The organism is Clostridium sp. AM27-31LB, from assembly GCF_003480745.1.
In the GTDB taxonomy this organism is placed as follows: domain Bacteria; phylum Bacillota; class Clostridia; order Lachnospirales; family Lachnospiraceae; genus Butyribacter; species Butyribacter intestini.
The window spans coordinates 14,232-33,163 of record NZ_QUJS01000001.1; the positions used below are offsets into that span (position 1 = coordinate 14,232).

Here is an 18,932-nt window from a genome sequence, read left to right on the forward strand (position 1 = left end):
TTGTAAAAAATAAGAACCTGACTATTTGGAATATAAAGAATCAGGTTCTTATTTTCATATATGCTTGTAATAAAATATGGCAAGCTGTGTCCTGTCACGGAGTCCGAGTTTATCAAGTATGCTGCTCAAATAATTTCTTACCGTTCCCTCACTCAGATAAAGGTCTGCCGCAATTTCTTTGTTACTGTGTCCATCTGCAATTTCTTTAATGACTTCAAGTTCACGCTCATTTATATCGTAGTCAGAGTAATCAAATTCATGTTTTTTATTTAAAAGTTCCGGAAGTTTTGAAATTATCTCAGTGCCAAATACAGACTGTCCGGAGTAAACTGCTTCAAGTGTGGGAACAATCGCCGTATAATCCTGTTTTAATATGTAACCCTTTGCACCATATTTGAGTGCTGTTACTATATATTCATCATCGAGAAAAGTTGTGAGAAGAAGTATTTTTGCGGTATTGTCAAAGGATAATATTTCTTTTGTGGCATCAAGACCGCTCATTTCTTTCATTTGAATATCGGTGAGCAGAATGTCAGGCTTGAATTTTTTATATAATCTTACGGCATCAGTACCGTCTGAACCGGTTGCGGTCACGGTTACTTTGCCTGAGGATTCAAGAATTGTTTTAAGTGCTTCTGTTACAAGTGTATCATCGTCTACTATTATTATATTCATAGTTTATCTCCATTCGTGTTATTTTTTATATAGTATGAAAATTTTTTGGAATAGATATAAAAATGCAAAATCCGTTATCAGTATAAATTTTTATAGTGCCCTTTAACATATGTATTCTGGAGTACATATTGTTTAGACCGATACCGGAAGTTACGCTCAGATAGCTTTCCGATTCATAAGGTGAGCAGTCAAAGTCTGTGGCATTAGTGCCATTGTCCTGCAAAATGAGCTGATATATTGCAGGATGTTCTCTGAGCGTCAGTTTTACGGCAGTCGCATTGCTGTGTTTTTCAATATTTGTCAGTCCCTCTTTTACTATTGCTATAAAGGTATATTTAACATCATTTGGAATATTTTCTTCAATATCATATATAAGGTTTATTTTGCAAAAATCAAAGTCTGCGGTAAGATTTTTAATTGTATTTTCAAGGCTTATGGAATTATTGTGCAGGTTGTGGACACTTTCGCGTATATTGTTCATTGCCGTTGAAAGACATTCTTCAAGGTTATCTATAGAAGGACATAAACTTTCGTTTTTATTTACGACTTTTATCGCACCCGTAAGCATAATTGCACGCGTGAGCATATGACCTACATTGTCATGAATTTCCCTTGCAATACGGTTTCTTTCCATAAGTGTTGCGTTATTTATCTCATAATCCTGATTGGTGAGCAGGCTCTTATTTTTTTCTTTGAGAAGAAGATTTATTTCGGTGCTGTCATCCCTGAACTGTCTTGAATGTTCAATAAGTTTTTCATGTTCATTTGCAAAATGGCATATATGAACTGAAAAAATGCAGAGTATAAAAATATATAAACTCAGATAAACAGATGCACCATTCGGCAGAGTGAGGTTATATAAGTTTTCACAAAGCATACATCTGAACAATGTAAATAACAGGTATAAAGCGGTGATATTACGGTGGCACTGTCTTACGATACAATATAAGGCAATAGGAAGAAAAGCCGTGGCAGTCGGAGAGACAAGCGTAAAAATACCGTATAAACAACATATAAAAAATGTAAAGCGGCTTTTGTCAAGAAAGTATGTATATGTGAGGATGACAAAAGCAAAAAGTATGCCTGTAATCGTAGAAACCCAAAATATGTCTGCGTTTTTATCAAGTGCAAAATAAAAAAGGCATAATATAAAAATTAAAATACAGTTTGTAAAGTGTTTCAAGGCAGACTCCTTTTTATTTTCATTGTAATAGATATAATTATATCACAAAACTAAAAGATATGTCTTTATGAATAAGTATGACATTTGTCATTTTTTTTGATGACAGTGTTCACTACAGGAAATAATGTTTTTTCGTATAATAGGAAGTGTAATCGAAAATAACCTGATTTATTAGAAAAGAGGATTTTTATGAATGAAAAAATGATTAAAATAGATAATATTGTGAAAAGATATGGAAGTTTTGTTGCTCTTGACCACCTTAAACTTGAGATAAGAGAGGGAGAAATTTTCGGGCTTTTAGGTCCGAATGGCAGTGGAAAGACTACTACTATCAGTTGTCTGTTGGCTCTTTTGAGATATGACAAGGGGGAGATTGATATATTCGGGGAAAAGATGACACCGGACAGTTATGAACTTAAAAAAAATATTGGCATAGTTCCACAGGAGATTGCAGTGTTTGATGAGCTTACAGTGAGACAGAATATTGATTATTTCTGTGGATTATATATAAATGACAGGAAAAAACGAAAGAAACTTGTGGATAAGGCAATAGATTTTGTTGGCCTTGAAAAATACATAAAGATGTATCCGAGACAGCTTTCGGGCGGACTTTTAAGGAGACTGAACATAGCGTGCGGGATAGCACACGAACCTAAAATAATAATAATGGATGAGCCTACGGTTGCCGTTGACCCGCAGAGCCGCAACAGCATACTTGAGGGAATTAAAAGACTCAATAAAAATGGTGCGACAATAATATACACTTCACATTATATGGAGGAGGTTGAGCAGATTTGTTCAAAGATAGCGATAATTGACAAGGGACAGTGCATAGCATACGGAACTAAAGAAGAACTTAAAAAGATGATTAAGACGGGAGAAACAATAACTTTAGAAGGAATTATGCTTGAGGCTGAAAATATAAAAGAAATAGGGAACATACCTCATGTTTTTGATGTTTCATACAATGAGCAGACGCTTGTTGTGAGATGCACAGGTGCAAAACACAATCTTATCCGTATCTTAGAGTATATGAATAATAAAGATATTTCATTCGGCAGGGTATTTTCAGAACTGCCTACATTAAATGATGTTTTTCTTGAGATAACAGGGAAGAAACTCAGAGACTAATTTAGAAAATTGCAAAACTTGTTATAGGTTGTGATAATTGCAGATAATGAAAGTTTTGCAAATGTGTGTTTCAGGATAAAAAAATTGAAAATATAGAAATGAGGTGTGTTATGTTACACGAAATAAAATACAGGATATTAACGATTTACAGGGAGAGGCAGGTTGCTTTCTGGTCACTTTTATTTCCAATAATACTCGGTACGCTGTTTTCACTTGCTTTTGGAAATTTCGGAAAGGACATAGATACGATAGATACAGCTATTGTAAAGGAAGATACTTCTGACAGTGCAAAGGCTTTTGAAAATTATTTAAAAGAGATAGAAAAAAGTGACTCAAAGGTAATTAAACTTAAAGTCATGTCTGACAAAAAAGCAAAACAAAGTCTGAAAAAGGGAAATATTTCAGGGATTTATTATGTGAAAGAAAAGCCGGAGCTTACAGTTACGGATTCAGATATGCAGGTTAGTATATTAAAAGAACTTTTAAGTGAGTATGACCAGAATGTTTCATTATATAAAGACATTGCGAAAGAACATCCCGAAAAACTTGAGGAGATTATAAAAGATAATTCTTATTACAATATGTCAAAGGAAGTCGGCATAAGCGGAAAAGAGGTTCACGGAGTAGTGCAGTATTATTTTGCACTTATAGCAATGGCTTGCCTTTTTGGAGGATATGTCGGATATACGATAGGAATACAGCTTCAGGCAAATATAAACAAGGTTGCTATAAGGAGAAATATATCATCTTTTGGAAAACTAAAAATGATTGTGTGTGACACATTAGTGGGCTGGGGTGTTCAGACGGTAAATGTGTCGGTATGTCTTTTATATCTCAAATATATTTTAAAAATAGATATAGGAAGCAATATGCCAAAAATGTTTGCCGTATGTATGGTTGGAAGTCTTATCGGTGTTTCAATCGGTATATTTATCGGCTGTCTTGGAAATATGAGTTATGAATTTAAGATAGGTGTGATAACCACATACAGTCTTTTAAGTAGTTTTCTTGCCGGACTTATGATAGCACAGATAAAGGGAGCTATTGAAAAATATTGTCCGATTGTAAATAGGATAAATCCGGCAGCACTTATATCCGATGCGATTTACAGCATGGATATTTATGATGAGCCGTCCAGATTTAATCTTGATATGTTTATTATGATATTTATGGCGGTTTTGTTTACGGGTGTTTCGTTTTTGATAATGAGGAGAAAAAGATATGACAGTATTTAGCGGATGTTTAAAGATTATAAAGAGTAAGATTGGCATAACGATTATGTATTTTGTTATATTTACCGGAATAAGTATAGCAATGCAGTTAAATAACAGTAAACAGTCTGTGACAGATTTTCAGTCAAAAAGGATGGATATAGCATTTGTAGACTGCGATAAAAGTGAGATTTCAGGATACATATATGATTATCTGAATACAAATCATAATGTAAAAAAAATGAAAAATGATAAGTCGCTTATGCAGGAAACACTCTATTACAGTCAGGAAGATATGGTGATAAAAATTCCAAAAGGTTTTGGTGATAAGGCACTAAAAAACGGTGGGACAGAAAGATTTATTCAAATAACACAGGAACCGGGAAGTTATGGATATATTTATGTAGAGCAGCAGATAAACAGAGTTTTAAACAGCATGAGAAAATATGTAAATGCAGGATTTTCAGTAAAACAGGCATACAAAAATACAATATCCGTAAAGAAAAGCCGTGTAAATCTTATTGATATAAACGGAAACGGCGGAGGAAAAACTGATTTTTCATATATGTTTAGATTTTACCCGTATCTCGCAATAATGGTAATCTGCACATCTGTGGGAATGGTGCTTGTAGCTTTCAAAAAGAAAGAAATCGTAAGGAGAATGAATTCGTCGGCGACAAGTCTTAAAAGCCAGAATGTGCAGCTTCTTCTTGTGTTTTCTATATTTGGCATTATTATATGGCTGTTAAGCCTTATAATAGCATTCTTTATGTATGGAAGAATTGAGTTTTTAAAATCTCCTAATATAGGATTATATATATTAAATTCGTTTGTAATGACAATAACGGCACTTACGATAGCATATTTTATAGGAATGATAGTAAAAAAGACAGAGATGGTAAATCTTATCGTGACACCTGTATCTCTTGGAATAAGTTTTATTTCGGGAGTGTTTGTTGAACTTAGTGTGCTTGGAGATACGGTAAAAAAGATAGGCAGATTTCTTCCGGTTTACTGGTATGAGGATTTAAACGATATGCTCTCGACATATAGTGAGCTTAGCAAAAGCCAGTTAAATAAGGTATATACAAATCTGCTGTTGCAGCTTTTATTTGCGGTGGCATTTATAGGAGGAGCACTTGTTGTAACAAAGTACAGGAGAGAAGAGAAATGAAAATATCAGTGCACAGAAAAATGTAAATGATAACAAAAAGTATGTAGAATATGACAAAAATCCGATAAACTCTCTTTTTTATGCTATAGTTTTTATCGTAATAAAAATAAACTAAGCATAGAAAAGAGGTTAATTATGAGAAAGATGTTAAAGAAAATTGTAAGTGCCGTACTTGTTTCAGCAATAATGTTTACATCATTAAATATTCAGTCTGCAGGTGCAGATGCGGCGAGCAAAAATAAACGGAAAAGAAACTTCTTATAAAGTATATAAGAAAAAATTTAAGCAGTTGACAAAGGGCGGAAAAGAAAGTCAGTTTAAATTAAAGAAAAACACCGCAGCAAACAGAAGTAAATATCTTAAATAAAATACGGAACAGTCTGTTATTATTGGCAGGCTGTTCTTTTGGGTTAGTGTAACAGTTCAGCCTTTCATTTCTTACATTCATAAACCTGCCAGCAAGCTGTCATTCGCTGCTTTGCAGCTTTTGTTTATTTCATTTCAGAAATGAAAGGCTATTCTACCATAAAAAGATAATCAACAATACAATGAGCAAGCTCAAGTATTGTCAATTATTTTTTATGGCTGAACTGTTACGGTTAGTAACAGATTACATTATATATACTGGATTTTTTTAATAATATGTTATATTATATAATGTATTATTATGTAATTATATATAAATCCGGAGGTTTGCCGTGAAAGAAATGACGGAACTTGAAAAATATTACAATAAATTTAATGAAGAAAAAAGACTGACGAGAAGACATGGTCAGGTGGAATTTATTACATCTATGAAATACATACATGAGTGTATAGGTGACAGAAAATGTGTAAAAATACTTGATATAGGTGCAGGTACGGGAAGATATTCTGTCGCACTTGCAGAGGAAGGGCATGATGTGACGGCAGTTGAACTTGTAAAGTACAATCTCGGTATATTGAAGTCAAAAAACAGTACGGTCAAGGCGATGCAGGGAAATGCCATGAAATTATCAAAACTTCAGGATGATACTTTTGACATAACATTGCTCTTTGGTCCTATGTATCATCTTTTTGGTTTTGAGGATAAATTAAAAGCCATGAATGAAGCAAAAAGGGTGACAAAGCCGGGAGGAAAGATACTTGTTGCGTATTGCATGAATGAATACAGTATATTGACATACGGATTTAAGCAAAATCATATAAAGGAAGTTGTAAAAGCGGGAAAAGTTACAAAAGATTTTCATTGTCTGCCTGAAAAAGAGGATTTGTATGATTATGTGAGGGTCGAGGATATAGACAAAATCCGCAAAGCGGCTGACTTAGACAGGATAAAACTTATATCTGCCGACGGACAGGCAGACCTTATGCGTCCTGTATTAAATGCGATGGATGAGGAAACTTTTAATCTGTTTGTGGAGTATCATCTTGCAACCTGCGAGAGACAGGAACTTGTAGGTGCGGGTGCACACACGGTGGATATTTTGGAAAAGCGATTATAAAACAAAGTTCTTGTAATAAAAGTTTGTGGGATGTATAATAGTGGTTGTGTCAAAATTTCATGCTATGCAAATAAGAGTACACATATAAGGGAATAGTTTCTTAGTCAGAGGCTTTATGGTGTGTATGCAGAACATAGTTGAAGTGACAATGTGAAATATCATATGGAGGAAGAAAATATGTATAATATACTAAGCGGTTGCTTAAATCCAAATCAGATAACGATGATAGGTATTCTCGCAGCATTCCTGCTGACATTTATATGTCTTAAATTTCCATTTCCGTTTCTGCCGGTGGATCAGGGCAGGGAGTTTGCGGTAAACGGTGCATTATCAAAGGGAAAGACAAGAGGTGTCGGACTTACATTTGTAATAGTATTTATTATCTGTTCGCTGCTCTTTATGCCGATAACAAGAGAGTTTATCATATATTGCATACTTTTATTTGCAATAATGTTAAGCGGTTATCTTGATGATGCGGCAGAGACACCATGGCAGGATTACAAAAAAGGTGCGATAGACCTTATTTTATCTATTGTTACAATGTGGACATTCTTAAACTTTAATGAGTCTGTTATACACATTGGAAAAAATGTCATCACACTTCCGATGCCGGTTTATTTTGTGCTCGGTATAATTCTTATCTGGGTTTCAATAAATGTAACAAACTGCACAGACGGTGTGGACGGGCTTTCAGGAAGCCTTTGCTGTGTTGTAATATCAGCGTTTACGGTGATTTTTGCAAATGAACTCGGATATTATGTGATAGCTGATTTTATATTTGTGGCAACGCTTCTTGCTTATCTTTATTTCAATTCAAATCCGAGCAGTATGCTTATGGGAGATGCAGGTTCAAGGGCACTCGGATTTTACATTGCCATTATTGCAATGAAAACGGGACATCCGATAAGCTACATATTACTTGCTATTGTGCTTATAATTGACGGAGGTCTTGGACTTGTAAAGATTTTTTTGAAGAGATTTTTGAAGATTTCAATCCTTGTAAATACAAGAACACCGCTTCATGACCATGCACGAAAAAATAAAGGGTGGTCGGATACACAGGTAGTGTTCAGATTTATAATAATGCAGATAGTCGCTGCGATGATAGGTTATATAATCATTAGTCTGTTATAAAATGACAGGGGATATTTGCAGGATTATATTGCACAATTTGTTATAAAATACTTTTTGACAAAACATCATAAATAAAAAAGACATGGCATAAATAAGAAGAAAGGTCATGTCTTTTTTGATTTATACAGATGTTTATGTATTATTTTGTATTAAAAATTGTGTGGCTGCAACAGATTTTCAGATACAATTATATGCAGGATAGCTGCTGTATCATTTTACCGGGTGGTCATGCACAAAATGTTGTCAACAGGCATAATATATAAATGATAATGTTTAGAGGTGCTTGAGGTGCAATCCTTTCCAAAACCAATGAGTGCAAAAGAAGAGGAAGAATGCATCAAAAGATACCAAGTGGGAGACAGGAGTGCGAGAGAACTTCTTATTGAAAAAAACCTGCGGTTAGTCGCATATATAGTTAAAAAATATAATACATCTGACAGGGAGCTTGAAGATCTTATCTCGATAGGGACAATAGGTCTTATAAAAGGTGTGGATTCTTTTGACGGTTCAAAAAATATAAGACTTGCAACATATTGTGCGAGATGTATTGAAAATGAAATATTGATGAATATAAGAACGGAAAAAAAGACATCAAGAAATGTTTATCTGTACGATTCGATAGGTTCGGACAAAGAGGGGAATGAAATAAATCTTATAGATGTTATCGAGTATGAAGATGAGGATATTGTAGAAAAGATTACGCAGGATGAGCGAATAAAGAGACTTGATGATAAAATAAAAGAAGTTTTAAGTGGGAGGGAGCAGGATATTATAAGGAAGAGATACGGTATAGGTGGTTTTAAGATAAAAACGCAGCGTGAAATTGCAGCCGAGTATGGAATATCAAGGTCTTATATATCGAGAATAGAAAAATCAGCATTGCTTAAGCTGAGAAAAAGTTATGAAAATGATTGTTTATAGATGGCGGTTGTGTTAATATATAGGATAAGAATGGGAGATTTTGTACGATTGATCTGAACCTGTAGTTTGATATTACAGGCTTAGTATAAATTTTCGGTGATTTATAGTACAGATTGTAGGAGGATATCAATGAAAGTACTTTTAGTAGATGATGCGGCATTTGTGCGTATGTCGTTAAAAAAGATCCTTGATGATGCAGCATTTGGATTTGAATATGTTGAAGCTGGTGATGGGGAAGAGGCTATAGAAAAATATAAATTATATTCACCGGATCTTGTTATCATGGATATTACGATGCCTAAGATGGATGGGATTGCGGCAGTAGGCAGGATAAAAGAGATTGATGACAATGCAAGGATAATAATGTGTTCATCAATGGGATATCAGGAGAAGGTTGTTGATGCAATTACAGCGGGAGCAAAAGATTTTATTATAAAGCCTTATGAGGCAGAAAAAGTTATAAAATCGGTAAAGGCAGTATTAAAATTAGATAAGGAATAGTATGGAAAGTAAAAAACTTTCTATGTACAAAAAATATGTGCAGAAATGAGGATTAAAATGACATATTTAGAAGAATATAAAGAGGGAAATAAATTTTCCGGGATTTATCTTTGTAAGTCTAAACAGATATTAAAGACAAAGGCAGGAAAGACATATTATTCTCTGATACTTCAGGATAAAACAGGAGTTATAGACGGAAAAGTCTGGGAGTTAAATGCCGGGATAGCAGAATTTGACAGTATGGATTTTATTATGACAGATGGCACTGTAACATCATTTCAGGGAGCCCGTCAGGTAAATATAAATCGCATAAGAAAAGCCGGAGAGGGTGAGTATGACCCTAAAGAATACATTCCGGCATCAAAGTATGATATAGAGGAAATGTATGCAGAGCTGAAAGGTATCATAGCAACGATAAAAGAACCACATCTTAAACAGCTTACGGAAGAATGTTTTATAAATGATAAAGAGTTTGTAAAAGAATTTAAGATTCATTCGGCAGCCAAATCAGTACATCACGGATTTATCGGTGGACTTTTGCAGCATACGCTTGCAGTTACAAAGATGTGTGTATTTTTTGCAGACAATTATCCTATACTTGACAGAGATCTGCTTGTTACTGCCGCAATCTTCCATGATATAGGAAAAGTATCTGAATTATCAGATTTTCCGGCAAATGATTACACGGATGACGGTCAGCTTTTGGGACATATATTTATCGGTGCGGAACTTATCGGAAACAAAGTGCGTCAGATAAGCGGATTTCCACCGGTACTTGCAACGGAGCTTCGCCATTGCATACTTGCTCATCACGGAGAACTTGAGTATGGTTCGCCGAAAAAGCCTGCTATAGCAGAAGCGATGGCACTTAACTTTGCAGACAACACGGATGCTAAGCTTGAGACTATGACTGAGATATATGACAAGGCAAATCCAACAACTGAATGGCTCGGATTTAACAGATTTGTCGATTCAAATATCAGACAGAGTTCAGGAAGTGCGGCAAAGAGGAGATAGTGACGATATAGAAATAAAAAGCCGGGGAGCTGATTATCTTAATAGAAATATGGATAGTTGGTTTGTCGGCTTTTTTCACCAGGGGATAGTAATTTAACACTATCAAGGAAGACAACAGTTTCTATTGCGTAGAGCAATAAGTGGTGGGTTGCATCTGTTTAAGTGGAAAAACATCATTATAAAAACAGTTGAATATAATAAAGGAAATGGCATTATGAGTAAGGAAAAAAAATTCGTGTGTGAAAAGAACGATGAACTTGAACTTGATATAACGGACCTTGGCAGTACTGGCGAGGGAATAGGCAAGATTGATGGGTACACATTATTTGTCAAAGATGCACTTATCGGGGATAAGGTAAGAGTTAAGGTGATAAAGACAAAGAAAAATTATGGTTACGCAAGACTGTTAGAGATAATAAAGCCGTCTGAGTTCAGGGTAGAGCCTGAATGTCCTGTTGCAAGACAGTGTGGAGGCTGCCAGCTTCAGCATTGTTCATATGAAAAGCAGCTTTCGTGGAAAGAGGAGAAAGTGGCTAATTGTCTCAGGAGGATAGGCGGAGTGCCTGTTTATACTGAGGAGGAATATAAAAAAATTGCAGCTAGGAGATCATATGGCAGTAAATCGGTTGAAAAAAGACCGGATAAAGAAGAATGTAAAAATATATTGCATCAGGAAGAAACAAAGAAAGCAAATAAATATGACAGGGCAAAAACTGAAAATAATGTTGATAATACATTAAATGGCACACCGATAATAATGGAATCAATTTTAAGGATGGAAAAGCCTGTTCATTATAGAAATAAAGCACAGTTTCCGGTCGGATATGACAAAGACGGAAATCTTGTTGCAGGATTTTATGCAGGAAGAACACACAGTATTATACCACAGACGGACTGTCTTATACAGCATGAATGTAACAAACAGATAGTTGAGACTGTTCTTGAATTTATGAAAAAGTATAAAGTAACGGCATATGATGAAAAAAAGAACAAAGGAATAGTGCGGCATATACTTACAAGAGTGGGAAAAACAACTGGTGAAGTCATGGTATGTCTTGTTATAAATGCAAAAAAACTTCCTCATCCGGAAGAATTTGTGGAAATGATAAGAAATTGTGGAATTAACCTTGAGATAAAAAGTATCACTGTTAATATAAATCGTGAAAAGACAAATGTAATACTTGGAGAAAAGATAGAAACACTCTATGGACACTCATATATAGAAGATTATATCGGGGACATAAAATACCGCATATCACCGCTCTCATTTTATCAGGTAAATCCTGAGCAGACGAAGAAACTTTACCAGACGGCACTTGAATTTGCTGACATAAAAGAAAGTGAAGTTGTATGGGATTTGTATTGCGGTATCGGAACAATATCTCTTTTCATGGCACAGACAGCGGCGAAAGTGTGTGGTGTTGAGATAGTACCGCAGGCAATCGAAGATGCAAAACAGAATGCAGAACTTAACCATATGATAAACACGGAATTTTTCGTCGGGGCAGCAGAAGATGTAGTACCCAAGCAGTACGAAAAAAGCGGTGGAAAATTAAGGGCAGATGTAGTGACACTTGACCCGCCGAGAAAGGGATGTGATGAGAAACTGCTTGAAACAGTTGTAAAGATGGCACCATCAAGGATTGTCTATGTAAGCTGTGACCCGGGAACGCTGGCAAGAGATGTGAAAGTGCTTGTTGAGAGGGGATATGAAGTTAAGAGAGTAAGAGCCTGCGATATGTTTGGGGGGAGTTTTCATGTGGAGACGGTTGTTCTTTTGTCCCAACAAAAACCAGATGACACGATAGAGATCGACTTAGACCTGGACGAGCTGGATGCCACCAGTGCCGAGTTGAAAGCAACCTATCAGGAAATCAAAGATTATGTGCTGAAAGAATTTGGCTTGAAGGTTTCAAGTTTATATATTTCTCAGGTAAAACGCAAATGTGGAATTGAAGTGGGAGAAAACTATAATCTTCCAAAAACAGAAAATGCAAGAGTTCCACAATGCCCGAAAGAGAAAGAAGATGCTATCAAGGCTGCCCTGAAATATTATGCGATGATCTAAGGACATCGCTGATTTCAAGGAGGAATAACACATGAAAAGCACATTTGAAAAAATGGGTGGAACCTACACACTTGGCGCAGACGGAATTTACTATCCGAATCTTGTCAGTACAGATGAAGAACCGCATTATGGGAAATACGGAATGTTGCGGAAAACATATCTGAAAGAGCATCGTCCGGCAATGTATTCACTGTATATGTTGGAAGACAGATTGACAGAACATCTGAATGCGGTGGACGATGAAGCGCAGGAGAGAATGGATATTCTGGTGCGTCAGATGATGGAGAGGCAGGGCATTACAGAAGAATTGAAAGCTTGTGATCAGATGGAATGGGTCAGAGCGGTAAATAATATCCGAAATGCAGCAGAAGAGATTGTGTTAAAAGAATTAGTGTATATTTAAAGCGTGGAAAGCTCCTTCGGGAGCTTTTCAGTGTTTGTAAGAGCTTATATAGAAAATGGGTTAAGAAGATGGTATGATATTGATAATAAGGGAAGAATTGAAAAGTTAATTTACTTAGTGTTAAGGTGAGGAGGTCATTAAATGCAGAGTCCAATCCATGAAGGATATGAATATCAGGATTATTTTACTGTTTCGATAATCCTACAACTAATGCTTAAACAGACAGATGCTGAAATAATTATTGATCGTAAGGATTTTAGTGGAGATAAATTTGATGATCTAAAGGTGAAGACACCTAATGGTACTACTGAATTTCAGATTAAGTATTCTGATGATGAATATTCCCATAAACTTGCTAAAGATGACTTCGCAAATGGAAATGGACATGATACGGCATTATGCGATCTTTTTGCTTCTTGGAAAACGAGAAAAGAATCTGAAAATGATACTCAGATAAAATTGTGCCTTGCGTGGAATAGGCCCGATGATGATGATCCGATTGTAGAGTTTTTGAAACCTATTCAAGAACAGGCTTTGCCTTTTTCAATTGTTGCATATTCGTTTGATGGCGAGGTGTTTTGGCCAGTGGGAAATCTACCGCCAAAAACATGGAGAAAGTTTAATTTGGCGGTTAAGTCAGGGCTCATCGATAGAGAAGCCTTTTTATCATTTTGCAATGAACTTACGATTATTCTGGAAATGCCCAAGGCAAGTCTTGATTTAAAAAATCCTGGCGGAATAGAAAATGTAATTATTCGGCAAGCTGAGAAATTGGGCGTAGGAATATATCCAAATGATAATCTAAACTTAGAAGAAGTTATTTATAAGCTTGCTACGGAAGTGAAGCGTTCCAGAGCGATGGGGAATAGACTTTATATCAATACGTTAATGGGACGCCTTGGATTTATAAGGGATTATGGGAAATTCGACCAGAGATTCCCGGTAGATTCAGCGCATAAGGTTATGCTTGACGATGAGATTGAAAGTCTGCACAGAGCAATTCGTGATTCAAAACGTGTTATTATTACTGGTAATCCTGGTTCTGGAAAGTCTTGGCTTGTCGATGAATACATAGATAAACTTGAGAATGATGACAGTAAAGTTATTCATTATAATTGCTTTCAGTCATTGCAGGACACAAATAGTCTAGAGAGAATACGTGTAACTTCTTTATATGGTAATCTAGTTTCACAGATTGTGGAACAATATCCAGAATTAGTAGAGCATAAGAATACAACGTTGGGTGCTGATAAAGCAGAGCTTGAAAATCTGCTTCGACTTATTGGAGGGGAATTTTATTTAGTAGTAGATGGTCTAGATCATATCTCCAGAGAATATGATCTGCATAAAGATCTTATTTCACGTTCAGAAACTGAAATTATTTCGGAATTGTTGGAAATTCATTTTCCTGATAACTGCTATGTCACAATAGCATCGCAACCAATAGACGCACTGGATGAATTTAAAGCCAATAGTTACTGTATATTTAAAATTGAACCATGGGGTATTAAGCAAGTGAAATCCTTGATGGCGACCTTTCAGATTGCTGATGATACTATTAAAGGAGATGATTCATCAATAAGTGAATATCTACTTAAGAAATCTCAGGGAAATGCGCTTTACCTCAATTATATCTTGCGTCAGTTACGAAACTCAAATGTAAATAAAGAATTAATTGACGGAATACCAGATTACGATATCAGTTTATCTGAGTATTATTCCTATTTGTATAAAAAGATTCATAATAATCGCACAGTTAATGCACTTTGCGGGGCAGATTTTTATCTTAGTCTAAATGATTTAATGGAGATTACTGGAGATGGAGAGTTTGTAGAGCAAGATATATCGATGCTTCATCCATTATTGGCGGAAAACGTGTTAAGTGGTGGTTTTTCAATTTATCATGAAAGTTTTCGCCGGTTTGTATTATCTTCATTAGAAAATAGAAAAGTTGATATAGAGAAAAATGTTTATGGTATTCTTACTGATTGGCTACAGGAGAAACCGTTTTTTAAATTTGACAAGTCGTTTTATTATCTTTCGGAACTATTGTATAAGATCAAGAAGGATGCTGAAAATATTGCCTTGATTGACAAAAAATTTGTTCTTAATGCAGTTGCAGAGGGGTATTCTAGAAAACGCATAAGAATGAATCTGAATTGTATTATTCGAAGTGCGGCTAGAATCAGAAATTTAGTTGCGTTGATAACAGCGAGTGAATTATTGGCAATGCTCGATGATATGAACGAATTCGAAAGTACTGGGGAAGAATATTTTCAGGCACTCTGTGATATTAAGGGTGCTTCTAAACTAAATCAGTTAATGCAGATTGATGGAAAACCCAGCTTTGATATGAATACAGGCAAAATTGCGTGTTATATTTCTTCGAAAGCTGGTATTACACCTTGGTGGAAATTGTATTTAGATATAGAGGCTAAGCAGTACAAGATTGAGGAACTTAAATATTATTATAGATATTATCTTGATGAACAAGGAGTTAGTATCATTCCTAAACTTATGGAGGCAATAGAAAAAGAAAAAGCTTCAATAAGAAACCAATGTATTGAGATTGCGTATGGTGAGCTAAAGGACTATATAGAATTTGATGAAATTGCTTCAATTGCGGAAGAGCAACAACTAATTTATTGGAAAAACTATCTTTCATATATTGAGACAGGATATTATCCGCAAAGTGAAATTTCCTTTGAGGTTGCAATTGGAAAATGGGAAAAAATCAAAACATTGAGGATGCCAGGAGAAAAAGATATAAGAATTTTTATAGAATTATTCTCACAAATATATTATCTCGCTGAGCAGGGGGATAGGAAAGTTATAGAGACAGTCTGTTCGGATTGCGAAAATATTAACTGGTTCTATAATTGGATCATCTATTCTGTAAAGATGGCAGAATTATGTGCACACACAGAACAAATGAATTCTAAAATAATCTGTGAATCAGTGATTACTAATTTGGAATTATTGTTACAGGATACGGAAGTTTTCAAGGGAGAACCACGTACTTGTGATTTGTATTTTCTTCAGAATGAGTTAACAAGGTCATATGAACAGGCAATAGAACTGATTGTTCAAAATGGTACTGTTGATGATCTGGAAAAAGCATTGAGTATTCTCGAACGGCTTGATGATGAAACGGGAACAAGTTTGGATCATACCATGGGAGGTCCATTAACTGATGCTGAATTTTTGGAGGTAATATCTCGCTTTTTGACTATTAATAATTATGAAATTGTAAAACCTTATTTATTAAGGACTCAAGAGAAAATAGAAAAAAATGAGGTATATGATTGCATAGCTGCGGCAAAGTTGCGTTTTGTTAGTCTTATTTCAAAGTATAATCAAACTGAGGCGTTAGAATGTTTTGATATTTCTACACGTTATCTTGTTGCATATGGATATCATAAAGATATAATTCTGTTACAGATTATGGATTCTTATAACGTTTTTTTTGAATCTGTTTCAGGAAATCCAGAGGAGGAACGGGATACAATAACAAAAATGACAATAGCTCTTTGGAATCATACTGATGGAAGAGAAACAAAGCACTTCTTAAACCGCTGGTTTGATAAATTGCTCAAAACAGATTCGAGGCATGCACTTGCATTTCTGTTTGAGTTACAAATTAAGTTTGGAAAAAGCTGGGTTGTGGAAGGTATGTTGCGTTCTGCTATAGAAAAATATTGCAATGATTTGGGCTTTTTGGATATTGTAATTGGACTGATTGAGTCGCTTCCAAATGATACAAGCCCGAGAATAATTGATGCATCCACATCTATATTCAGAACATTAGAGCAGATGTGCACAGGAGCAGATGTTGATGAAAGATTACTAATCAAGTCTCGGATGAAAGAATTTGTTATCAATATCGTTTCAAGATACAATATCCTTGATAATCCTTGGCCGGACAATGATTCGTGGAAAGATGGAAGCATTAAAGAATTTTTATTAACAGTTGAGGCAGCAGGATTTGATGTTTCACAGTATATAGAATATTTCCATATAAAGAAAACTAACGATATGGAAAACAAAGAAGATAAGAAAACAATTGATGTTTTTGAAGCCACTCAAACATGTTTTGAAGCCTTAACTCCAGAGGACGCAAAGAAATGGTTTGAAACACATGATTTAATTGAACGAGACGTACAAGATATCTGTGAATTCCTTAAAAATTATCAGAATGATAAAGGCACTTTACTTGAATTACTAAGATTCATAATTACTAAATCTGGTGGCTGGAGTTATAGTCAGAAGCGTAAGGATATTATTCTGCAAATCATTGGGCGGCTGGAACTGGACGATGAAGAAATGTCAGAAGTTCATATGTTGATGTACCTTTACTCATATGAATGGGGAAGTTCGTTAATTGATAAGGATGAATTTCTCAATAGTATACGACTTAGTTCTGATGTGGGGCGTAATACGTTTTATAGTGAATTACCTGAAGTTATTATTTCACATTCGGGCAGAATTACAAAAGGCCTTTTGGACGCACTTTTTGCATTTGAGTATGATAAAGATATTATTGTCGAGATTTGGAGAAATGTATTTGATATTATGAAACTTCGTTTTCCGAATCTTGATCAGTATACTAGTGATAATATTTTTGAAGAAACGGATGAACTGTTAGAGCTACGAAATTGCTTATTAATGCGGTTTATTGATGGAGGTAAGGAATCGTTTTTGGCAACGTATGCTTATTTGGCGAATGCTGCTGAAAAAGAGAAATTTTCAGAATTTACAGAATCAATAGTGTTTTGTTTAGAACATTATGAACAATATAATCTTGTGACACAAATAGCAATTGCAGATTTAGTAAGGTGTTACGGTTGGTGTCTGAAGGATATGAATATAGATCGGATGATAAGTGCAATTAATGTTGTTTATCCAACTGGAAATTTGCTTCTAGACGTCATATTTTCCGAATTTACAGTGTATAATAGTTATCTTTTGATGTGTTCTGATAAACATGCACCTGATTATATGGAACAGGAAGATGTTGAGTTTTACTTGGCAGAACAACTATATGATCTTGGAAAAGAAGAGGTTCAAGAAGGAACCGATGAATATGCTGAGAATTCAGTATATAGAGATCCAATTATGCAGGTACTTGATACTTCTGGTATTAATTATATAGAAATTTATAAAAAATTGCATGCGTCAAGGAGATTGAACGATAAAATGCAAGATTTTGTTGGAGGGGCAAGTAAGATTCTTGAAACCAATACTGTGTACAAGTCATATGTAATTCAATATGCGCTCCATGCAATTATTGAAAAAGCTTTTATTGACAGAGAACCCGAGTTGCTTCCACAGACTTTGTTCCGATTGATACCTGATTATCAGGGAATGTATAAATTATTTAAGTGCCGAGATATGCAACCACAAAATCATCTATATGACAAGAATAATTCATGCGAGCCTTTTCTCATAAATAATAAAGATGAATATATTCTAATTGGATGCTCTGAGATAAAAAAACATATCGATTATCACCAGACATCTTTGATATTTGCATATCAAGGAATAGTAGGAGAAGCTGGTGATGAACATCAAATTCCATTCCAACAATATTTAGCCACAGCGGTTGAGGAAGGAGAAATTTATACGATTTTAGATAATCCGGAATCATTGATTGATTTTATTAGAACGCTAGATCGAGAACTAGAAGATGAAGACTATCTATGGCCTGGAACGTCGGTTTCTAAATTACTTGATGTTCATATTGAATTTGATTTTTTAAATGGAAGATATATTGCAATCAATCAGGAAAAGGATGTTGTTTTTATTATGAAAAAATGGTCATCGAGTTACAAAGGTGACAGCGAGTATCATGGAAATGCCATTCCATTATATAGTGGTACTAAGTTGTATATAAAAAAAGAGTATATTGGGATATTGGAGCAACAATTTGGAACACTGATGATGAAAACTTGTGTGCAATCATATACGCAGGATTATTGATTGAAACTGGGCGTATGGAATTGATGAATCCATACGCCGTTTTGAAATGAA

16 protein-coding genes are annotated in these 18,932 nt (G+C 35.0%); 14 read left to right on the top strand and 2 right to left on the bottom strand.

The features are described 5' to 3' along the window. Positions 1-54: 54 nt before the first annotated feature. Together DW721_RS00045 and DW721_RS00050 are read right to left on the bottom strand one after the other, a co-directional pair. Entirely contained in the window at positions 55-675 is a 621-nt protein-coding gene (locus DW721_RS00045) for a response regulator transcription factor (protein WP_118499533.1), read from the bottom strand. Between the two features lie 25 nt (positions 676-700). After that, complete coding sequence (locus DW721_RS00050; protein ID WP_118744401.1) at positions 701-1,552, bottom strand: histidine kinase; 852 nt, start codon at positions 1,550-1,552, stop codon at positions 701-703. Between the two features lie 34 nt (positions 1,553-1,586). Between DW721_RS00050 and DW721_RS15890 the strand changes: the two genes are divergently transcribed. From DW721_RS15890 to DW721_RS00105, 14 genes are all read left to right on the top strand, one after another. Further along, positions 1,587-1,811, top strand: a complete 225-nt coding sequence (locus DW721_RS15890; protein WP_147353214.1) for a hypothetical protein — start codon at positions 1,587-1,589, stop codon at positions 1,809-1,811. Between the two features lie 236 nt (positions 1,812-2,047). Further along, positions 2,048-2,989: an ABC transporter ATP-binding protein gene (locus DW721_RS00055; protein WP_347560340.1), complete on the top strand. Its 942-nt coding sequence runs from the start codon at positions 2,048-2,050 to the stop codon at positions 2,987-2,989. A 110-nt stretch (positions 2,990-3,099) separates the two neighbouring features. Beyond that, entirely contained in the window at positions 3,100-4,224 is a 1,125-nt protein-coding gene (locus DW721_RS00060) for an ABC transporter permease (RefSeq protein WP_182436150.1), read from the top strand. Continuing rightward, positions 4,211-5,374: an ABC transporter permease gene (locus DW721_RS00065; RefSeq protein WP_118744403.1), complete on the top strand. Its 1,164-nt coding sequence runs from the start codon at positions 4,211-4,213 to the stop codon at positions 5,372-5,374. Before DW721_RS00060 ends, DW721_RS00065 begins: the two co-directional genes overlap by 14 nt. Before the next feature lie 135 nt (positions 5,375-5,509). Next, positions 5,510-5,638, top strand: coding sequence for a hypothetical protein (locus DW721_RS16545; protein ID WP_022014342.1), 129 nt, complete (start codon positions 5,510-5,512; stop codon positions 5,636-5,638). After that, positions 5,598-5,741: a hypothetical protein gene (locus tag DW721_RS15940; protein WP_172794169.1), complete on the top strand. Its 144-nt coding sequence runs from the start codon at positions 5,598-5,600 to the stop codon at positions 5,739-5,741. The genes DW721_RS16545 and DW721_RS15940 overlap by 41 nt, the downstream gene beginning before the upstream one ends. 340 nt (positions 5,742-6,081) lie before the next feature. Then, entirely contained in the window at positions 6,082-6,858 is a 777-nt protein-coding gene (locus DW721_RS00070; RefSeq protein ID WP_055945625.1) for a class I SAM-dependent methyltransferase, read from the top strand. 177 nt (positions 6,859-7,035) lie between these two features. Beyond that, on the top strand, positions 7,036-7,992 hold the full coding sequence (locus tag DW721_RS00075; protein WP_022014340.1) for a hypothetical protein: 957 nt from the start codon (positions 7,036-7,038) through the stop codon (positions 7,990-7,992). Positions 7,993-8,280: 288 nt separating this feature from the next. Then, on the top strand, positions 8,281-8,913 hold the full coding sequence (sigK, locus tag DW721_RS00080) for an RNA polymerase sporulation sigma factor SigK (RefSeq protein ID WP_022014339.1): 633 nt from the start codon (positions 8,281-8,283) through the stop codon (positions 8,911-8,913). Between the two features lie 129 nt (positions 8,914-9,042). Further along, complete coding sequence (locus tag DW721_RS00085; protein WP_270467206.1) at positions 9,043-9,414, top strand: response regulator; 372 nt, start codon at positions 9,043-9,045, stop codon at positions 9,412-9,414. Between the two features lie 57 nt (positions 9,415-9,471). Further along, positions 9,472-10,431 carry an HD domain-containing protein gene (locus DW721_RS00090; protein ID WP_118744404.1) on the top strand — a complete coding sequence of 320 codons (960 nt, stop codon included), beginning with the start codon at positions 9,472-9,474 and terminating at the stop codon, positions 10,429-10,431. A 214-nt stretch (positions 10,432-10,645) separates the two neighbouring features. Continuing rightward, positions 10,646-12,499 carry a 23S rRNA (uracil(1939)-C(5))-methyltransferase RlmD gene (rlmD, locus tag DW721_RS00095; RefSeq protein ID WP_118744405.1) on the top strand — a complete coding sequence of 618 codons (1,854 nt, stop codon included), beginning with the start codon at positions 10,646-10,648 and terminating at the stop codon, positions 12,497-12,499. Between the two features lie 31 nt (positions 12,500-12,530). After that, a complete protein-coding gene (locus tag DW721_RS00100; protein ID WP_118744406.1) occupies positions 12,531-12,902 on the top strand; it encodes a TnpV protein in 372 nt (123 codons plus the stop codon). 141 nt (positions 12,903-13,043) lie between these two features. Continuing rightward, on the top strand, positions 13,044-18,881 hold the full coding sequence (locus DW721_RS00105; protein WP_118744407.1) for an ATP-binding protein: 5,838 nt from the start codon (positions 13,044-13,046) through the stop codon (positions 18,879-18,881). The last annotated feature ends 51 nt before the right edge of the window (positions 18,882-18,932 follow it).

Coding starts and splice junctions, on each gene's coding strand:
- DW721_RS00045 (WP_118499533.1), bottom strand. CDS start 675: ATGAATATAATAATAGTAGACGATGATACACTTGTAACAGAAGCACTT.
- DW721_RS00050 (WP_118744401.1), bottom strand. CDS start 1,552: ATGCTTTGTGAAAACTTATATAACCTCACTCTGCCGAATGGTGCATCT.
- DW721_RS00055 (WP_347560340.1), top strand. CDS start 2,048: ATGAATGAAAAAATGATTAAAATAGATAATATTGTGAAAAGATATGGA.
- DW721_RS00060 (WP_182436150.1), top strand. CDS start 3,100: ATGTTACACGAAATAAAATACAGGATATTAACGATTTACAGGGAGAGG.
- DW721_RS00065 (WP_118744403.1), top strand. CDS start 4,211: ATGACAGTATTTAGCGGATGTTTAAAGATTATAAAGAGTAAGATTGGC.
- DW721_RS16545 (WP_022014342.1), top strand. CDS start 5,510: ATGAGAAAGATGTTAAAGAAAATTGTAAGTGCCGTACTTGTTTCAGCA.
- DW721_RS15940 (WP_172794169.1), top strand. CDS start 5,598: ATGCGGCGAGCAAAAATAAACGGAAAAGAAACTTCTTATAAAGTATAT.
- DW721_RS00070 (WP_055945625.1), top strand. CDS start 6,082: ATGACGGAACTTGAAAAATATTACAATAAATTTAATGAAGAAAAAAGA.
- DW721_RS00075 (WP_022014340.1), top strand. CDS start 7,036: ATGTATAATATACTAAGCGGTTGCTTAAATCCAAATCAGATAACGATG.
- DW721_RS00085 (WP_270467206.1), top strand. CDS start 9,043: ATGAAAGTACTTTTAGTAGATGATGCGGCATTTGTGCGTATGTCGTTA.
- DW721_RS00090 (WP_118744404.1), top strand. CDS start 9,472: ATGACATATTTAGAAGAATATAAAGAGGGAAATAAATTTTCCGGGATT.
- rlmD (WP_118744405.1), top strand. CDS start 10,646: ATGAGTAAGGAAAAAAAATTCGTGTGTGAAAAGAACGATGAACTTGAA.
- DW721_RS00100 (WP_118744406.1), top strand. CDS start 12,531: ATGAAAAGCACATTTGAAAAAATGGGTGGAACCTACACACTTGGCGCA.
- DW721_RS00105 (WP_118744407.1), top strand. CDS start 13,044: ATGCAGAGTCCAATCCATGAAGGATATGAATATCAGGATTATTTTACT.